14 protein-coding genes and 1 pseudogene are annotated in these 17,358 nt (G+C 71.6%); 12 read left to right on the top strand and 3 right to left on the bottom strand.

Annotated elements, in window-relative coordinates; genetic code table 11:
• Positions 1–145 precede the first annotated feature (145 nt).
• Positions 146–1,423, top strand: coding sequence for a hypothetical protein (locus ACFVYK_RS08745; protein WP_389770320.1), 1,278 nt, complete (start codon positions 146–148; stop codon positions 1,421–1,423).
• A gap of 51 nt (positions 1,424–1,474) precedes the next feature.
• On the opposite strand, the gene ACFVYK_RS08740 is transcribed toward ACFVYK_RS08745, so the two are convergent.
• Positions 1,475–2,455, bottom strand: coding sequence for an ATP-binding protein (locus tag ACFVYK_RS08740; protein WP_389770318.1), 981 nt, complete (start codon positions 2,453–2,455; stop codon positions 1,475–1,477).
• A gap of 100 nt (positions 2,456–2,555) precedes the next feature.
• Here ACFVYK_RS08740 and ACFVYK_RS08735 point away from each other — a divergent pair, with 100 nt between their 5' ends.
• Positions 2,556–3,380, top strand: coding sequence for an oxidoreductase (locus tag ACFVYK_RS08735; RefSeq protein ID WP_389770316.1), 825 nt, complete (start codon positions 2,556–2,558; stop codon positions 3,378–3,380).
• A gap of 428 nt (positions 3,381–3,808) precedes the next feature.
• Here ACFVYK_RS08735 and ACFVYK_RS08730 read toward each other — a convergent pair whose 3' ends face one another.
• Positions 3,809–4,642 carry an HAD family hydrolase gene (locus ACFVYK_RS08730; protein ID WP_389770313.1) on the bottom strand — a complete coding sequence of 278 codons (834 nt, stop codon included), beginning with the start codon at positions 4,640–4,642 and terminating at the stop codon, positions 3,809–3,811.
• 584 nt (positions 4,643–5,226) lie between these two features.
• On the opposite strand from ACFVYK_RS08730, the gene ssd reads away from it, so the two are divergent.
• From ssd to ACFVYK_RS08695, 7 genes and pseudogenes are all read left to right on the top strand, one after another.
• Positions 5,227–6,330, top strand: coding sequence for a septum site-determining protein Ssd (gene ssd, locus ACFVYK_RS08725; RefSeq protein WP_389770311.1), 1,104 nt, complete (start codon positions 5,227–5,229; stop codon positions 6,328–6,330).
• Positions 6,327–7,544, top strand: coding sequence for a TadA family conjugal transfer-associated ATPase (locus ACFVYK_RS08720; protein ID WP_389770308.1), 1,218 nt, complete (start codon positions 6,327–6,329; stop codon positions 7,542–7,544). Before ssd ends, ACFVYK_RS08720 begins: the two co-directional genes overlap by 4 nt.
• On the top strand, positions 7,537–8,397 hold the full coding sequence (locus ACFVYK_RS08715) for a type II secretion system F family protein (RefSeq protein ID WP_389770305.1): 861 nt from the start codon (positions 7,537–7,539) through the stop codon (positions 8,395–8,397). Before ACFVYK_RS08720 ends, ACFVYK_RS08715 begins: the two co-directional genes overlap by 8 nt.
• Before the next feature lie 160 nt (positions 8,398–8,557).
• Positions 8,558–9,346, top strand: a complete 789-nt coding sequence (locus ACFVYK_RS08710; RefSeq protein ID WP_389770303.1) for a type II secretion system F family protein — start codon at positions 8,558–8,560, stop codon at positions 9,344–9,346.
• 236 nt (positions 9,347–9,582) lie between these two features.
• Entirely contained in the window at positions 9,583–9,792 is a 210-nt protein-coding gene (locus ACFVYK_RS08705) for a DUF4244 domain-containing protein (RefSeq protein ID WP_389770300.1), read from the top strand.
• A 10-nt stretch (positions 9,793–9,802) separates the two neighbouring features.
• On the top strand, positions 9,803–10,258 hold the full coding sequence (locus ACFVYK_RS08700; RefSeq protein ID WP_389770297.1) for a TadE family type IV pilus minor pilin: 456 nt from the start codon (positions 9,803–9,805) through the stop codon (positions 10,256–10,258).
• 74 nt (positions 10,259–10,332) lie between these two features.
• Positions 10,333–10,623: pseudogene (locus tag ACFVYK_RS08695) on the top strand (Rv3654c family TadE-like protein); the annotation flags it as partial.
• Between the two features lie 253 nt (positions 10,624–10,876).
• On the opposite strand, the gene ACFVYK_RS08690 reads toward ACFVYK_RS08695, so the two are convergent.
• Positions 10,877–13,399 carry a DEAD/DEAH box helicase gene (locus ACFVYK_RS08690; protein WP_389770294.1) on the bottom strand — a complete coding sequence of 841 codons (2,523 nt, stop codon included), beginning with the start codon at positions 13,397–13,399 and terminating at the stop codon, positions 10,877–10,879.
• An 81-nt stretch (positions 13,400–13,480) separates the two neighbouring features.
• Here ACFVYK_RS08690 and bldG point away from each other — a divergent pair, with 81 nt between their 5' ends.
• From bldG to ACFVYK_RS08675, 3 genes are all read left to right on the top strand, one after another.
• Positions 13,481–13,822, top strand: a complete 342-nt coding sequence (gene bldG, locus ACFVYK_RS08685) for an anti-sigma factor antagonist BldG (protein ID WP_009189842.1) — start codon at positions 13,481–13,483, stop codon at positions 13,820–13,822.
• Between the two features lie 118 nt (positions 13,823–13,940).
• A complete protein-coding gene (locus ACFVYK_RS08680) occupies positions 13,941–14,369 on the top strand; it encodes an ATP-binding protein (RefSeq protein WP_389770291.1) in 429 nt (142 codons plus the stop codon).
• Positions 14,370–14,798: 429 nt separating this feature from the next.
• On the top strand, positions 14,799–17,204 hold the full coding sequence (locus tag ACFVYK_RS08675) for a sodium-translocating pyrophosphatase (RefSeq protein WP_389770288.1): 2,406 nt from the start codon (positions 14,799–14,801) through the stop codon (positions 17,202–17,204).
• Positions 17,205–17,358: the final 154 nt, after the last annotated feature.

Below are 17,358 nucleotides of genomic sequence, written 5' to 3'. Positions count from 1 at the left end.
GAGTGAAGTGGTCCTTTTGTCGGCTTGTCGTATTAATCCACTCCCGACCCTCGTGCGACCTTGACCGCGCTGCCGGCTCGACCCGGCGCGTCACCAGAACGCCCTCGTCGGCGTTGGCCGAGAGAAGGAAGAAGGTGGGCGGAATATGGCCGCCACCCAGAGGATCGCCGTCGGCACCGCGGTCGCCGCAGCTGTCGCCGTGTCACTCGCCGCTTGTGGGACCGGATCCCACGATTCCCACGGTTCCGCGGAGGGCGCGTCGGGCGCGCACAAGGCGAAGCCGGCCCCGGCGCCGAAGAGCGTCGTCCGCCTGATCGGCGACGGCTCCACGGCGTACACCGGAGCGCAACCCCACCTGCCCCGGCCCGAACGGCTGAAGCCGGGCCAGAAGCCACCGCAGTTCGTGGTCTTCTCGTGGGACGGCGCGGGCGAGGACAGCCAGCGGCTGTTCTCCCACTTCCGCAAGGTGGCCCAGGCCAACCACGCGACGATGACGTACTTCCTCAGCGGCGTGTACATGCTGCCGAAGGAGAAGGCCGAGCTCTACAACCCCCCGCAGCACTCGCGCGGCAGCTCCGACATCGGCTTCAACGACGAGCGCGGCATCACCGACACCGTGAAGCAGCTGCGGCTGGCGTGGCTGGAGGGCAACGAGATCGGGACCCACTTCAACGGTCACTTCTGCGGGAAGACCGGCGTGGGCGCGTGGTCGGTCGAGGACTGGAAGGACGAGATCGCCCAGGCCAAGCAGTTCGTGAAGACCTGGAAGACGAACACGGGCCTCAACAAGGCGGCCCCGCTGCCCTTCGACTACGACAGGGAACTCGTCGGAGCCCGCACCCCCTGCCTGGAGGGGCAGAAGAACTTCATGGAGGCAGCCCGCCAACTGGGCTTCCGCTATGACACCAGCGGCGTCGACAACCAGGTCTGGCCCACCCGGAAGCAGGGCCTGTGGGACCTGTCCATGCAACTCGTGCCCTTCCCCGGCCACAAGTACGAGCAGCTCACCATGGACTACAACTTCATGGTCAACCAGTCCGGCACGGCCACGCAGGGCAACCCCGACAAGTTCGCGTTCTGGGGCGACCAGATGCGCGACGGTCTGCTGAAGGGCTTCTACCGGGCCTACGACGGCAACCGCGCGCCGCTGATCATGGGCAACCACTTCGAGTCCTGGAACGGCGGCACGTACATGCGTGCCGTCGAGGAGGTCGTCGAGCACGTCTGCAACAAGCCCGACGTCCGCTGTGTGTCCTTCCGCCAGTTGGCGGACTGGCTGGACGCCCAGGACCCGAAGACCCTGGCCAAGCTGCGCACGCTGGACGTCGGCGAAGCCCCTCGACAGGGCTGGGGCACCTTCCTGGCCGGCGGCCCGGCCCCGGCCCCGAAGGGTGTGCCCGGGGCGCAGGCGGTCAGACGGTAGGGGTGTACGGCGAAGGCGGCTCGATCGTCGTCACCGCCGTCGTCCCGGCCGTCATACGGAGGCGGTGACGCCCTCTCCGAGGACGAACCCGGGGTCGACCTGCGCCGCCAGGTCGACCCCGGTGCGTTCGTTGCCCCAGGATGCGGCGTTCTTCAGATGGAAGTGCACCATCTGCCGCGTGTAGCGCTCCCAGTCGCGTTGGTCGTAGGCCGCGTCGACGGTCGTCCGCAGCAGGCTCAGGGCGTGACGGTTGGCGTTCTCCAGGAGCTCGAACCGGGGTGGCCGGCCCTTCTCCATGGCGCGCACCCAGTCCGAGTGCCCGACCGTCGCGAGCAGGTCGTCCCCGACCTCGGCGCGCAGGAAGTCCAGGTCGTCCGGACCCTGCACCTTGTTGCCGACGACCTTCAGCTCGACGCCGAAGTCGCGGGCGTACTCCTTGTACTGGCGATAGACGGAGACCCCCTTCCGGGTCGGCTCGGCGACGAGGAACGTCACGTCGAAGCGGGTGAACATGCCGGAGGCGAAGGAGTCCGAGCCGGCGGTCATGTCGACCACGACGTACTCGTCACGTCCGTCGACCAGATGGTTCAGGCACAGCTCCACCGCTCCCGTCTTGGAGTGGTAGCAGGAGACCCCCAGGTCGGCGTCCGTGAAGGGGCCCGTGACCATCAAACGGACGGCGCCCCCGTCGAGTTCCACCGGCCGGGCGCACGCGTCGTACACCGGATTGCTCTCGCGCACCCGCAGCAGCCGGGAGCCCTCGCCGGGCGGCGTGGTCTTGATCATCGCCTCGGCCGAGGCGACGCGGGGGTTGGAGCCGCGCAGGTAGTCCTTGATCAGCGGCAGTCGATCGCCCATCGCGGGCAGTTGCGCGGCTTCCGCCTCGTCGAGGCCGAGCGCGGGGCCCAGATGCTGGTTGATGTCCGCGTCGACGGCGATCACGGGCGCGCCGCACGCGGCGAGGTGGCGGATGAGCAGGGAGGACAGCGTGGTCTTGCCGCTGCCGCCCTTCCCGACGAAAGCAATTTTCATGTTCACCAAGCGTAGTGTGCAGGTAGCTGTAGGTGACAGACGTCGTGAAGAAGACCACTCCATCGTGGGGCGCGGGCGTCGGTTGCGTAGGGTCGTACTCATGAGTACGACAGGCGCGTCCGCCGATCCGCTCGCGGCCCTGGGCTCGTTGCCCGGTGTGGCCGAGTCCGTGGAGTCCGTGCGCAAGGCCGTGGACCGGGTATACGGGCACCGGGTCATGCGCCGCCGCAGCACCGAGATCACCTCCGAGGCGGCCCTGCGCGGCGCGCGCGGCTCGGCGGCGCTGTCCGGGGCGGACTGGGCGCTCGAGGAGGTCCGCCGGCGCAGCGACTTCGGTGTCGACGGCGAGGCGCGGGTCATGGGAGCGGCACTGCGGCTGACTGCGGAGGCGGGCCAGTTGCTCTCCATCTGGCGGCAGTCGCCGCTGCGGGTGCTGGCCCGGCTGCACCTGGTGGCCGCGGCGAGCGGCGACGACGAGGTCGGGCGTCCGCGCCAGGCCGGCGAGGCGGTCGACGAGCCGCTGGTCGAGCTGCCGCTGCCGAGTGCCGACGAGGTGGCCGGCCGTCTGGAGGGGCTGTCCCAGCTGATCATCGCGGGTGGGTCCGCACCCGCGCTGGTGACGGCTGCCGTCGTCCACGGCGAGCTCCTGGCGCTGCGGCCCTTCACCTCGCACAACGGCCTGGTCGCGAGGGCCGCCGAACGCATCGTCCTGATCGGCAGCGGCCTGGACCCCAAGTCGGTCTGCCCGGCCGAGGTGGGCCACGCCGAACTGGGGCGGGCCGCCTATCTGGCGGCCCTGGGCGGCTATGCGTCCGGCGCCCCGGACGGCATGGCGGCGTGGATCGCCCACTGCGGCAGGGCTGTGGAACTCGGTGCCCGGGAGTCGACGGCAGTGTGTGAGGCGCTGCAGCGCGGAGCGGCTTAGCGGCCGCGAGCGGGGGGTCTGATGGGGGACAGACGCACGAAGACCCGATCGGGGACGGATCGACTGCGGTGGAAAAGCGTTGCGGCGGTACGAATTCTCGTACCGCCGCTGGCATGCTCACCCAGTTACCAAGCGTCCTCGATGTATTGCCCATCAGGCCGGGAACTTTGCCCGTCACTGGTGCGGCTGGCCCGTAATCGACGGGTCGACGTCGCGTGGGTACCCGGTGATCATGCGCGGTCCGTGGGGCCAAATGCGTTATTAAGGTGATCCTCTCGGATGTCCTTGGTCTCGCGGGCCGTTAAGTCCTTTGTACTCCAGGACCCAGGCAAGCGGAAGTGCTGGCAGCAGTTCTTTGCTTTTGCGTCCAAACGGGTTTCAAACGGGCGGTGCCGAAGCCGGCGGGACGGCCGCGTGCGCCGGCGCCGTCAGGCGACCGCCGCCCGCCGTCGGCTCGCGTACCAGACGAGGCCGGCCGTCGCGGCCGCCGCTCCTATGGCCGCGGCCGCGACGAGCGCCGGGCGGGGCGGTACGGAGAACGAGGAAATCCGCTGCTTGAGGCGGACCGGCCGGTGGAAGTCGAGGATCGGCCACCCGCGGGCCACGGCTTCGCGGCGCAGGGCTCGGTCCGGGTTCACGGCGTGCGGATGTCCGACCTCCTGCAGCATCGGCAGGTCGGTCGCCGAGTCGCTGTAGGCGTAGCAGCGCGAGAGGTCGTAGCCCTCGGACTCGGCCAGTTCCCTGATGGCCTCCGCCTTCGTCGGGCCGTACGCGTAGTACCCCACCTCGCCGGTGAAGCAGCCGTCCTCGCCCACGACCATGCGGGTGGCGACCACTCGGTCCGCGCCGAGCAGCTCCCCGATGGGCTCGACCACCTCGGCGCCCGACGTGGACACGATGACGACGTCGCGGCCGGCGGTGTGGTGCTCCTCGATCAGGGAGGCCGCCTCGTCGTAGATCAACGGATCGATCAGGTCGTGCAGAGTCTCCGCGACGATCTCCTTCACCTGGCGGACGTTCCAGCCGCGTACGAGGGCGGACAGGTACTCCCGAGTCCGCTCCATCTGGTCGTGGTCCATACCGCCCACGAGGAACACGAACTGGGCGTATGCGGTCCGCAAGGCCGCCCGGCGGTTGATCAGGCCGCCTTGGTAGAAGGACTTGCTGAAGGTGAGCGTGCTCGACTTCGCAATGACCGTCTTGTCCAGGTCAAAGAAGGCCGCTGTGCGGGGCAAGGAGTGGTTTTCCACAACCAAGAGCATAGGGGCAGCCCATTCGGCGTAAGGTGAGCGCGTGGGTTTGCCTGAGAGGGCTCTCGGGTACACCATGGAAGTCACGGATCGTTCGCGACCGTGCTAACCCGGTCCGACTCCTCCCCCCCCGAGTCGGCCGTGGAGACGACCCCCGCTCTCCCCCCCGGCGGGGGTCGTCGCATGTCCGGGTGGGTTTTCCCCTTCTGCAGGCGACCGGCGCGTCCCATCGAGGCGGCCTGAGGTCGTCCCTTTCACACGCCCGCTCGTGGTTACCGTGGGTAGTCGTCGGGCTGCTCTGCGGAAGTCGCACACAAGGTGGTGCGCGCGTCACCGGTACGGGTGACGGCGATATTCACAAGTGCCCACTCGTCCACAGTTATCCGCCAAGATCCACACGATTTCCGGGTTCGCTGCACCGTGATTCCGACACGCCCGCTCGTGCCGTCCGACTTCACACGGTCGGCTCCGTTCGGCGGCGTCCGCGGCCGGTTTCTGGCGGCCGTGCATAGGGAGACCGGATGCCGGTTCTTCACAGGTTCGGCAATCGCGGGGCCGCAGTGACTGTGCGCCTCGCGGCGAAGGGGAGGGACATCGTGACCGGAGCCGTCACACAAGACCTGCCGCCCACCGCCGGAGGGCGGCCGGGCAAGCCATTGATCGTCACGGAGGACGTGGACCTCCTCGATGATCTGCTGCGCCTCTGCGCCGCGGCCGGCGCCACACCCGAAGTGCACCACTCGGTGCCCAAGCGCCGGGGCAGTTGGGAATCCGCGCCCCTCGTCCTGGTCGGCGACGACGCGGCACCCCGTGTCCGCGGGGCCGCTCGCCGTCGCGGGGTGGTTCTCGTCGGACGCGACCAGGACGACTCGGGGGTGTGGCAGCGCGCCGTGGAGATCGGCGCCGACCACGTCCTGATGCTTCCCGACGGCGAGCAGTGGCTCGTCGACCGCATCGCCGACGTGGCCGAGGGCGTGGGCCGGCCCGCGCTCACCGTCGGGGTGATCGGCGGCCGCGGCGGCGCCGGAGCGTCCACGCTCGCCTGCGCCCTCGCCGTCACCTCCGCACGCGAGGGACTGCGCACCCTCCTGGTGGACGCCGATCCCCTCGGCGGCGGACTGGACGTGCTGCTCGGCGGGGAGAGCGCCGAAGGGCTGCGCTGGCCGGCGTTCGCCGCCTCGCGCGGCCGGGTCGGCGGCGGGGCGCTGGAGGAGTCGCTGCCCCGGCTGCACTCGCTGCGGGTGCTCAGCTGGGACCGGGGCGACTGCGTCGCCATCGCGCCCCAGGCCGTACGGGCGGTGCTCGCGGCGGCCCGACGCCGGGGCGGCACGGTCGTCGTCGACCTGCCGCGCCGCATCGACGACGGGGTCGCCGAGGTCCTGGCCCAGCTCGACCTCGGGCTCCTCGTCGTCCCGGCCGAACTGCGCGCCGTCGCGGCGGCGGGCCGGGTGGCCTCCGCCGTCGGCATGGTGGTGCGCGACCTGCGGGTCGCGGTGCGCGGCCCCTACGCCCCCGGACTCGACGACACCGAGGTCGCCGCGCTGCTCGGGCTGCCCCTGGCCGGGGAGGTGCCCGTCGAGTCGGGGCTGCTGCGACCGGACGGCGGCAAGGCGCCGCCGGGCGCGGCCGCTCGCGGGCCGCTCGCCCGTTTCTGCAAGGAGTTCTGGGAGCGGGCGCTGACCGAGGCGGGTGGCTCATGAGCACACCGCCGGGAGTCCAACGGGCGCGGACCGCCGGGACACTCCTGGACGGCGTACGGCAGTGGCTCGCCGAGAGCGGGTCCGAACCGACGCCCGCGCGCGTGGCGCAGGCCCTGCGCGAACAGGGGCGGGTCCTCGGGGACGCGGAGGTCCTCGGCGCGGCCGAACACCTGCGGTCCGAACTGATCGGAAGCGGCCCCCTGGAACCGCTGCTGGCAGACCCCTGGGTGACCGACGTTCTGGTGTCGGCCCCGGACCGGGTCTGGGTCGACCGGGGCGGGGGCCTGGAGCTGACCGGCGTCTCCTTCCCGGACGCGGCCGCCGTCCGCCGCCTCGCGCAGCGCCTGGCCGCGGTGGCCGGACGCCGGCTGGACGACGCCCGGCCCTGGGCCGACGCCCGGCTGCCCGACGGGACACGACTGCACGCGGTGCTCCCCCCGGTCGCCGTCGGCTGCACCTGCCTGTCGCTGCGCGTCGTACGGCCCCGCGCGTTCACGCTCGACGAACTGGTCGCCGCGGGCACGGTGCCGCAGGGCGGTGACCGGGTGCTGCGGGCGCTGGTGCGGGCGCGGCTGTCCTTCCTGGTCAGCGGCGGCACCGGCAGCGGCAAGACGACCCTCCTGAGCGCGCTGCTCGGGCTGGTCGGGCCCGGGGAGCGGATCGTGCTCGCGGAGGACTCGGCGGAGCTGCGCCCGGATCACCCGCACGTGGTCCGCCTGGAGAGCAGACCCGCCAACCAGGAGGGGGCCGGGCTCGTCACCCTGGAGGACCTGGTTCGCCAGGCCCTGCGGATGCGGCCGGACCGGCTGGTCGTGGGCGAGGTGCGCGGCCCGGAGGTCGTTCATCTGCTCGCCGCGCTGAACACGGGCCATGAGGGCGGCTGCGGCACGGTCCACGCCAACGCCGCCGCGGACGTGCCGGCCCGACTGGAGGCGCTGGGGACGGCGGCCGGGCTCGATCGTGCCGCGCTGCACAGCCAGTTGGCGGCGGCCCTGTCAGTGGTCCTGCACCTTGTGCGCGACCCGGCCGGTCGGCGGCGGATCGACGAGGTGCACGTCCTGGAGCGGGACCCGTCCGGGCTGGTGCGGACCGTGCCGGCACTGCGCTGGCGGGCGGACGCCTTCACCCACGAGCGGGGCTGGGAGCGGCTGCGGGAACTGCTGCGCAGCCATGAGAACGAGGAGACGGAGGAGGGAGAGGACCGTGATGGCTGAGATGCCGATGGCAGCGGCCGTGGCCTGCGCCGGAGCGGCTGCCTGGATGCTGGGCGGGGCGAACACGGGGGCCAGGCGCGCGCGGTTGCTGCTCGCCGGCGACAGGACGGTCGGCGGCGGGTCCCCGTCGTGGGAGCAGCTCAACAGCGAGCTGCGACGACTGCGAGCACGGTGGCGGCCCGAGTGGTGGGTGCCCGTCGTCGGACTGTTCCTGGCGGTGCTGGGCGGCTCCGTGCTGCCGGTCGTCGCGGGGGCGGCCGGGGTGCCGCTGTTGCGCCGGGCACGACGTGCCGCCGACGCGCGGCGGACACGGGAACGCCGGGGCGACGCGGTCATTGCGCTGTGCGCGGCGCTGGCCGGAGAGGTGCTGGCCGGCCGCCAGCCCGGTGAGGCGTTGCAGCGGGCGGCGCGGGACTCCGCGGGGCTGGGGGCGGCGCAGCCGACCGTGCTCGCGGCGGCACGGTTCGGCGGAGACGTGCCCGACGCCCTCACGGTGGCCGCACGGCAGCCGGGCGCGGAGGGGCTGCTGGGGCTCGCGGCGTGCTGGCGGGTGGCTGTGGACCGCGGCGCGGGCCTGGCGGCCGGGCTCGACCGCCTGGAGGAGGCGCTGCGGGCCGAACGGGACCAACGAGCGGATCTGCGGGCGCAGTTGTCCGGCCCACGCGCCACGGTCGTGATGCTCGCGGGTCTGCCGGCCTTGGGCCTTCTGCTGGGCGCCACGCTGGGAGCCGACCCCCTGCATGTCCTGCTGCACAGCGGACCGGGACTGGGCTGCCTGCTCATCGGCGGCGCGCTGGAGGCCGCGGGCGCGTGGTGGGCCCTGCGGATCGTGCGCAGCGCGGAGGCGACGTGAGGGGGGCGCGGCGGGCGGGGACGGCCGCGGCGGGGGTGGCCCGACGGTGGAGAACGGCGGCGACCGGGCGCGGTGTCGGCGCGCGGATGACGCGGACGGCGCGGACGACGGCGGTCGGGCCTGGAGTGCACGGGGAGCGGATGACATGGAGGGAGAGGGCATGGGCGGGGAAGTTGTCCACAGGGTGGGGGTGACCGTGGGGATCGTGGCGGCCCTCTGGTTGCTGGGACGTCGGCTGGGAAGCGCGCGAGGCCACCGCAGGGCGCGACGACGTCTGGCCGCAGTGCTGGGCGCAGGACGCCGGGCGCGGCAGCGGCCGCCGTTCGCCTCGCGGGAGGCCGTACTGCGGTGGCTTCCCGAGGCGTCGGTGGCCGGAGCCGGATGGCTGGTGTTCGGTGGCGTGACCGGCCTTGTTCCGGGGTTGGCGGCCGCGGTGGTACTCGGGCGATGGCGTCGTCGGCAGCGGCAGTCGGCGGCAGCGAGCGATGCCGACGCCCGCCTCGCCGCTCGCCAACTCCCGCTCGCCGCTGACCTGCTGGCGGCGTGCATCGCCGCCGGTGCCGGTCCGGTGGTCGCGGCGCAGGCCGTGGGCGAGGCCCTCGGCGGCCCGGTCGGGGAGGGTTTGGCGCATGGCGCCGCCGAGGTCCGGCTGGGCGGTGAACCGGCCCGGGCATGGCGGGGGTTGGCTTCGACGCCGGGAGCGGCGGCTCTGGCCGGGCTGCTGGAACGGGCCGACGTCTCCGGTCTGCCGGCGGCCGGACCGGTTGCCCGGCTAGCCGCCGACACCCGCGCCGAGTGGGCGCGTGCTGCGACGGCGAGAGCCCGGCGAGCGGCCGTCATGGTCACCGCGCCGGTGGGGCTGTGCTTCCTGCCCGCCTTCATCGCGGTCGGCGTGCTCCCGATCGTCATCGGGCTCGCGGGCGGAGTGATGGGAGGAGGTGGGCGGTGACAGCGGGGTGAGAGCGCCGCGAGACCGCGATGGAGCGCTGGAGAGCACGGTGATGAGCGGGACGCCGAAGGGCGGGAGCGCCAGAGCCGGCGGCAGAACCAGGGGTCGCGGCAGAGCCGGAGCCGGCGTCGGGACCAGAGCGGAGTCGGCGGCAGCGGCGGCGGGAGCAGGGCTGACGGCGATCGGCCGATCAGGACAAGCAGAGATCGACGGAACCGAACCTCACAGGGGTTGAAATGTACAAGACGGTACGGGCGCGGCTGTGTGCCCTGATGTGCAGGACGCGTACGGCGCGCAAGGACGCGGGGATGGTCACGTCCGAGTACGCGATGGGGATCGTGGCGGCCGTCGGCTTCGCCGTGCTTCTCCATCAGGTGGTGACGAGCGAAGGGGTCTCGGCGCAACTGACGGCCCTGGTACGGCAGGCGCTCAGTGCGGGCGCGTGAGCGTGGGCCGGTGCGGGAGCCTGCGCGGGAAGGCAGGCCCTGGAGCGGGCGGCCGCGCGTCCTCGCCGGGGACCGGGGGTTCGTGACGGCGGAGTCAGCCGTGGTGCTGCCGGTCCTGGTGGCCTTCGCGATGGCGCTCGTCTGGGGGCTGCTCGTCATGTCCGCCCAGATCAGGTGCGTGGACGCGGCCAGGGCCGGCGCCCGGGCCGCGGCCCGGCAGGATCCGGCCGACGCGGTCCTCGCGGTCGCCCGTGCGACGGCGCCGCGCGGAGCCGTGGTGACGGTCAGCAGGGAGGGAGATCAGGTTCGCGTCGTGGTCGTGGCGAAACCGCCGGCGTTGCGGGGGCTGCCTTTCGAGGTACGCGAGGAAGCCGTGGCGGCGGCGGAGGAGGCCCTGGCCGCCGACTCGGCCTCGACGTCGGCCTCTGGGGTGGGTTCGACGTCGGCCTCTGGGGTGGGTTCGTGAGCGCCGCCCGCCGCTTCGGGCGAGGGCGCGGGGACGCGGACCGTGGCTCCGCCACCGTCTGGACCCTCGGGGCGATGGCCGTGCTGTGTGTGGTGTTCGGTGCCGTGCTCGCCCTCGGGCAGGCCGTTGCGGCCCGGCACCGTGCCGCGGGCGGCGCGGATCTCGCGGCGCTCGCCGCAGCCGACCACTGGTCGGACGGCGTTGCGCAGGCCTGTGCTCGGGCAGACAGGGTGGCCCGGGCACAGGGCGCGCGGGTGGTGCGCTGCGCGGTCGTCGGCGAGGTCTCGGATGTGACGGCGGCCTCGGGACGGGGGCTGTTCGCAGCCGAGATGAGGGCTCGGGCGGGTCCGCCGGACGCGGTGCCGGCTCCGCCGGACGGGCCCCCGACGCTGCCGGACGCGGTGCCGGCGCCATTGCCAGGCGACGGCAAGGGTGGTGAGGGCGAGGGCACAGGCCACGGCCGGTCGGCGCCCCGGGAGGCCCCTCCAACTCACGCGACTCCGCGTGACCCTCCGCGCCCACCCCCGGCTGTCCCACCGACCGCCGTCAGCCCGCCGGCCCTCGCCACCTCACCGACCTTCGCTGTCCCACCGGCCCCGATCACCCCACCGACCCCGGTTACCCCTGCGACCCCGATCGCCCCTTCGACGTCGTTGTCCCCGAGGCCTGCTCCGCGGCTGCCGCCGCCTTCTCTTCGGGAGCCTCCCGCAGCAGTTCCGTGAGCAGGCGGACCGCGCCTCTCTTGTGCAGCGGATCGTTGCCGTTGCCGCACTTGGGGGACTGGATGCAGGACGGACAGCCGGCGTCGCACTCGCAGGAGGCGATGGCCTGGCGGGTGGCCGTCAGCCAGGCGCGGGCGGTATGGAACGCGCGCTCGGCGAATCCCGCACCGCCGGGATGGCCGTCGTAGACGAAGACCGTCGGCAGAAGCGTGTCGGGGTGGAGGGGCGCCGACACGCCGCCGATGTCCCAGCGGTCGCAGGTCGCGAAGAGGGGCAGCATCCCGATGGAGGCGTGCTCGGCGGCGTGCAGGGCGCCGCCGAGGATCTCGGAGTTGATCCGGGCGGCGTCGAGCTGGTCCTCGGTGACCGTCCACCACACGGCGCGCGTGCGCAGCGTACGAGGAGGGAGGTCCAGCTTCGACTCGCCCAGGACTTCGCCGGTGATGACACGCCGACGCAGGAAGGAGACGACCTGGTTGGTGACCTCGACGGAGCCGTAGCACAACCGGCCCTGACCCCACGGGACTTCGACGTCCGTCTCCAGGACGGAGATCGACGTGGTGTCGCGGGCGACGGTCGAGTAGGGCGGATCGGCCTGCTCGACCAGCGCGACGGAGTCCTCCAGGTCCAGGGACCGTACGAGGTAGGTGCGGCCCTGGTGGAGGTGGACCGCGCCCTCGTGGACGGTGGTGTGGGAGGAGCCGGCGTCGACCGTGCCGAGGAGCCGGCCGGTGCCGGCCTCGACGACCTGGATCGGCCGGCCGCCCTCGCCGCGGATGTCCGCGAGGTCGGCGGCCCGCTCCCGGCGGGTCCAGTGCCAGGCCCTGGTCCGCCGGCGCAGCAGCTTCGCGGCCTCCAGCTGCGGCAGCAGCCCCTCGGTCTCGGGGCCGAACAGGTCCAGGTCCTCGTCGGTCAGCGGGAGCTCCGCCGCCGCCGCGCACAGGTGCGGGGCGAGGACGTAGGGATTGTCGGGATCGAGGACCGTCGACTCCACCGGACGGTCGAACAGGGCCTCCGGATGATGGACGAGGAAGGTGTCCAGGGGGTCGTCGCGGGCGACGAGGACCGCCAGGGCGCCCTGTCCGGCGCGGCCTGCCCGGCCGGCCTGCTGCCACAGGGAGGCGCGGGTGCCCGGGTAGCCGGCGATCAGGACGGCGTCGAGTCCGGAGACGTCGATGCCGAGTTCCAGGGCGGTGGTGGCGGCGAGGCCGAGGAGTTCGCCCGAGTGCAGGGCCTGCTCCAGGGCACGCCGTTCCTCGGGGAGGTAGCCGCCGCGGTAGGCCGCGACACGCCGGGCCAGTGAACGGTCGACCTCGGCCAGGCGCTCCTGCGCGATCACGGCGATCAGCTCGGCGCCGCGCCGGGAGCGGACGAAGGCGACGGTGCGCACGCCCTGGACGGCGAGGTCGGTCAGCAGGTCGGCGGTCTCGGCGGTGGCGGTACGCCGGACGGGTGCACCCTTCTCGCCGACCATGTCGGTGAGCGGAGGCTCCCACAGGGCGAACACCAGTTCACCGCGGGGGGAGGCGTCGTCGGCGACCTCGACCACCGGGAGGCCCGTCAGGCGGCCCGCGGCCACGGCGGGCTCGGCAGCCGTCGCGGAGGCCAGCAGGAAGACGGGAGAGGCGCCGTAGCGGGCGCACAGGCGGCGAAGGCGGCGCAGCACCTGGGCGACGTGGGATCCGAACACGCCGCGGTAGGTGTGGCACTCGTCGATGACGACGTACTTGAGGGACTTCAGGAAGGAGGACCAGCGGGGGTGGGACGGGAGTATGCCCCGGTGGAGCATGTCCGGATTGGTGAGGACGTAGTTGGCGTACTGGCGGATCCACTCCCGTTCCTCGAACGGGGTGTCGCCGTCGTACACGGCCGGCCGTACGGCGTTGCCGAGAGGTTGTGAAAGTTCTTTCACGGAACGGCACTGATCGGCCGCCAGGGCCTTGGTGGGGGCCAGGTACAGGGCCGTGGCCCCGCGGCCGTTGGGGGCCTGTGAGCCGTCCAGGAGGGCCGAGAGGACGGGCACGAGGTACGCGAGGGACTTGCCGGAGGCGGTGCCCGTCGCGACGACCACGCAGTCGCCGTCGAGGGCGTGCTCGGCGGCGCGGGCCTGGTGCGCCCAGGGATGCTCGATGCCGCAGGCCTGCACGGCCGCGATGACCTCGGAACGAATCCGGTCCGGCCAGACGGCATGGCGGCCCGCGCGCGGGGGCAAGTGCTCCGTATGAGTGATGCGCGACGCCCGGCTCGGTCCCGGGGCGAGCCGGTCCAGGACCTCGCCCGGGGACAGGCGGGGCGCGGCCTCGGACGAGGGTCGATCGGATCGGTGATTCTTGGCCATCGGCACCGAGTGTGTCACTGGCGTGACGGACAATGGAGCCAAGGCGTCGTGCACGCCTGCCGGTAAGTGATTGAATGCCATCGCGGCTGGCGTACCGTCCCGGGGGCTCCTGTTCAGGTGTTCCGAGGGACGACCGCTCGATAGCAAGGTGCTGGAGGATCCGTGGACCTGTCCCTGTCGACCCGTACCGTCGGCGATCGTACGGTCGTCGAGGTCGGTGGCGAAATCGACGTATATACCGCGCCCAAGTTGCGCGAGCAGCTGGTCGAGCTGGTGAACGACGGGAATTTCCACCTCGTCGTCGACATGGAGGGCGTGGACTTCCTCGACTCCACCGGGCTCGGCGTGCTGGTCGGCGGCCTGAAGCGGGTGCGTGCCCATGAGGGCTCGCTCCGCCTGGTCTGCAACCAGGAGCGCATTTTGAAGATCTTCCGCATCACCGGTCTGACCAAGGTGTTCCCGATTCACACCTCGGTCGACGAAGCGGTCGCTGCCACCGACTGACCCATCCCGTCCCGGGTCGCCTCGCGCGGCCCGGGCACGGTTGGTCGAACGAAGAGGGGGGTCCGGTCCGTCATGGCCCGACCCCCTGACAGCACGCCCGTAGTTCCGAGGGGGACGTATGGCCACCGTTGAACTCCGCTTCAGCGCGCTTCCCGAGCATGTCAGGACCGCCCGACTGGTGGCGGCAGCGGTGGCGCGCAGGGCGGGAGTGGACGAGGCCGTCCTCGACGAGGTCAGACTCGCTGTCGGCGAGGCTTGTACCCGCGCTGTCGGACTGCACCAGAGCGTCGGCATCACCGCGCCGGTGAAGGTGTCGCTGATCGAGGACGAGAAGCAGTTCTCCATCGAGGTCGGCGACGAGGCCCCGCGGTCGGCGCCCGGTGACCGTGCGCCCGGTTCCGGCGGGGACGTGGAGGCCGAGGAGGACGAGATGGGCCTCGCGGTCATCAGCGGCCTGGTCGACGACGTGGAGGTCACCGCCGGAGAGCACGGCGGGTGGATCCGCATGACCTGGCCGAGGACGTCGGCGGTGAACACGCCGGTCTGAGTCGGCGGTGCCGGCCCGAGCCGGCCACGCCCGTCCCGGCCGGCCCGAGCCGGCCACGCCCGTCCCGGCCGGCACGCCGGCTTCGAGCCGGCCTTCGAGTTGCGTCACCTGGGTGGCGTCACGCGCAGGTGCATCACCCGAAGGGCCCCACTCAGGTGGGGCCCTTCGGCATGCGTACACCTGGGTACTCGTGCATGCTGACAGTGCTCTCGTGAAGTGAATCATGAAGTAAGTCATGAGGTGCATCATGAGAAGTGAGGCATCGGTGGCGAAAATCGACTGTAATTCGTGAAGCGGTTCACGATCAATGCCTTGAAGGCATTACTTGACGAAAAGGCGAATTTCGTTTCCCGCGCTCTGTTTTGATCAGGTTCCGGTACCTACAATCCGTCCACATCTTGAGCTCAGCCCAAGCGTCAAGGAGGACGAATGGCGGGGCTTTCTACCTCTCATCCGTTGAACGACCCGACAATCTACGCAGCCGCAGAACTGACCGACGCCAACCGCCTCCTCGTGGTGGTCATCGCGGTCGTGGCGCTGGCAGCGCTCGTGGTCGCGGGCGTACTGGTGCGCCAGGTGCTCGCGGCCGACGAGGGCACCGACAGCATGAAGAAGATCGCGGCAGCGATCCAGGAAGGCGCCAACGCCTATCTGGCCCGGCAGCTGCGCACCCTCGCCGTATTCGCCGTCGTCGTGTTCTTCCTGCTCATGCTGCTGCCCGCCGACGACTGGAATCAGCGTGCCGGACGGTCGATCTTCTTCCTGATCGGCGCGGGGTTCTCGGCGGCCACCGGCTATATCGGCATGTGGCTCGCCGTGCGCAGCAATGTGCGCGTCGCCGCGGCCGCCCGGGAGGCGACTCCGGCGGAAGGCGAACCCGAAAAGGATCTCACCGCCGTCTCGCACAAGGCGATGAAGATCGCATTCCGCACGGGCGGCGTCGTCGGCATGTTCACGGTGGGTCTCGGTCTGCTCGGGGCCGCCTGTGTGGTGCTGGTGTACGCGGCCGACGCGCCGAAGGTGTTGGAGGGCTTCGGTCTCGGCGCGGCCCTCATCGCCATGTTCATGAGGGTCGGCGGCGGCATCTTCACCAAGGCCGCCGACGTCGGCGCCGACCTGGTCGGCAAGGTCGAGCAGGGCATTCCGGAGGACGATCCGCGCAACGCCGCGACCATCGCCGACAACGTGGGCGACAACGTCGGCGACTGCGCGGGCATGGCGGCGGACCTCTTCGAGTCGTACGCCGTCACCCTGGTGGCCGCACTGATCCTCGGCAAGGCGGCCTTCGGCGACGCCGGGCTCGCCTTCCCGTTGCTCGTCCCCGCGATCGGCGTGCTCACGGCCATGGTCGGGATCTTCGCGGTCGCCCCGCGACGCACCGACCGCAGCGGCATGTCCGCGATCAACCGGGGATTCTTCATCTCCGCGGTGATCTCGCTCGTGCTGGTCGCCGTGGCCGTCTTCCTCTATCTCCCATCGAAGTACGCCGACCTCGACGGCGTCACCGACGCGGCGGTGCGGGCCAAGGACGGCGACCCGCGCGTCCTCGCCCTCGTCGCCGTGGCGATCGGCATCCTCCTGGCCGCCGTCATCCAGCAGCTGACGGGTTACTTCACCGAGACCACCCGCCGCCCGGTACGCGACATCGGCAAGTCGTCGCTGACCGGCCCCGCCACCGTCGTCCTCGCCGGGATCTCGGTCGGGCTGGAATCGGCCGTCTACACCGCCTTGTTGATCGGTCTGGGCGTCTACGGGGCGTTTCTGCTCGGCGGCACGTCGATCATGCTGGCGCTGTTCGCGGTGGCGCTGGCCGGCACCGGGCTGCTCACCACGGTCGGGGTGATCGTGGCGATGGACACCTTCGGGCCGGTCTCGGACAACGCGCAGGGCATCGCGGAGATGTCCGGTGACGTGAAGGGGGCGGGCGCGCAGGTGCTCACCAACCTCGACGCCGTCGGCAACACGACCAAGGCCATCACCAAGGGCATCGCCATCGCCACCGCCGTCCTCGCGGCTTCGGCGCTCTTCGGGTCGTACCGGGACGCCATCACGACCGGCGCGCAGGACGTCGGCGAGAAACTCTCCGGAGCGGGCGCGCCCCTGAACCTGATGATGGACATCTCCCAGCCCAACAACCTCGTCGGCCTCATCGCGGGCGCGGCGGTCGTCTTCCTCTTCTCGGGGCTGGCGATCAACGCCGTGTCGCGGTCGGCCGGTTCCGTGGTGTTCGAGGTGCGGCGGCAGTTCCGCGAGCACCCCGGGATCATGGACTACAGCGAGGAGCCGGAGTACGGCAAGGTCGTCGACATCTGTACCCGGGACGCCCTGCGCGAGCTGGCCACACCCGGACTGCTCGCGGTGCTCGCGCCGATCTTCATCGGGTTCACCCTCGGGGTCGGGGCGCTCGGCTCGTTCCTGGCGGGCGCGATCGGTTCCGGCACGCTGATGGCCGTCTTCCTGGCCAACTCCGGCGGCGCGTGGGACAACGCCAAGAAGCTCGTAGAGGACGGTCACCACGGCGGCAAGGGCAGCGAGGCGCATGCCGCGACGGTGATCGGCGACACGGTCGGCGACCCGTTCAAGGACACCGCCGGTCCCGCGATCAACCCGCTGCTGAAGGTCATGAACCTGGTGGCGCTGCTCATCGCGCCCGCCGTGATCAAGTTCAGCTACGGCGAAGACAAGAGCATCGGCGTGCGGATCGTGATCGCGGTCCTCGCGCTCGCCGTGATTGTGGCCGCCGTCTACGTCTCCAAGCGGCGCGGGATCGCCGTGGGGGACGAGGACAACGCGGGAACGGCGTCCAAGTCGGCCGATCCCGCGGTGGTTTCGTAGGACTGCTTATCAGGGCCCAGCTCAAGGGGCGGGCGGGCGGCGTGGGTGTCCGCGGCGCCCCCCCCCTGGGTTGGGGAAGTTAACAATCCCGGTCCCCTCAGTCTCTTTGTTCAAAAAACATAAATAATCTAGAAAGCCGGCAATGGTTAGTGGG

Origin of the sequence: Streptomyces sp. NPDC058291 (assembly GCF_042880855.1) — a bacterium.
Lineage (GTDB): Bacteria > Actinomycetota > Actinomycetes > Streptomycetales > Streptomycetaceae > Streptomyces.
The sequence above is the reverse complement of the archived record's forward strand: the minus strand, read 5'-3'. Positions and strand labels throughout refer to the sequence as shown.

Coding starts and splice junctions, on each gene's coding strand:
- ACFVYK_RS08745 (WP_389770320.1), top strand. CDS start 146: ATGGCCGCCACCCAGAGGATCGCCGTCGGCACCGCGGTCGCCGCAGCT.
- ACFVYK_RS08740 (WP_389770318.1), bottom strand. CDS start 2,455: ATGAAAATTGCTTTCGTCGGGAAGGGCGGCAGCGGCAAGACCACGCTG.
- ACFVYK_RS08735 (WP_389770316.1), top strand. CDS start 2,556: ATGAGTACGACAGGCGCGTCCGCCGATCCGCTCGCGGCCCTGGGCTCG.
- ACFVYK_RS08730 (WP_389770313.1), bottom strand. CDS start 4,642: ATGCTCTTGGTTGTGGAAAACCACTCCTTGCCCCGCACAGCGGCCTTC.
- ACFVYK_RS08720 (WP_389770308.1), top strand. CDS start 6,327: ATGAGCACACCGCCGGGAGTCCAACGGGCGCGGACCGCCGGGACACTC.
- ACFVYK_RS08715 (WP_389770305.1), top strand. CDS start 7,537: ATGGCTGAGATGCCGATGGCAGCGGCCGTGGCCTGCGCCGGAGCGGCT.
- ACFVYK_RS08710 (WP_389770303.1), top strand. CDS start 8,558: ATGGGCGGGGAAGTTGTCCACAGGGTGGGGGTGACCGTGGGGATCGTG.
- ACFVYK_RS08705 (WP_389770300.1), top strand. CDS start 9,583: ATGTACAAGACGGTACGGGCGCGGCTGTGTGCCCTGATGTGCAGGACG.
- ACFVYK_RS08690 (WP_389770294.1), bottom strand. CDS start 13,399: ATGGCATTCAATCACTTACCGGCAGGCGTGCACGACGCCTTGGCTCCA.
- ACFVYK_RS08680 (WP_389770291.1), top strand. CDS start 13,941: ATGGCCACCGTTGAACTCCGCTTCAGCGCGCTTCCCGAGCATGTCAGG.
- ACFVYK_RS08675 (WP_389770288.1), top strand. CDS start 14,799: ATGGCGGGGCTTTCTACCTCTCATCCGTTGAACGACCCGACAATCTAC.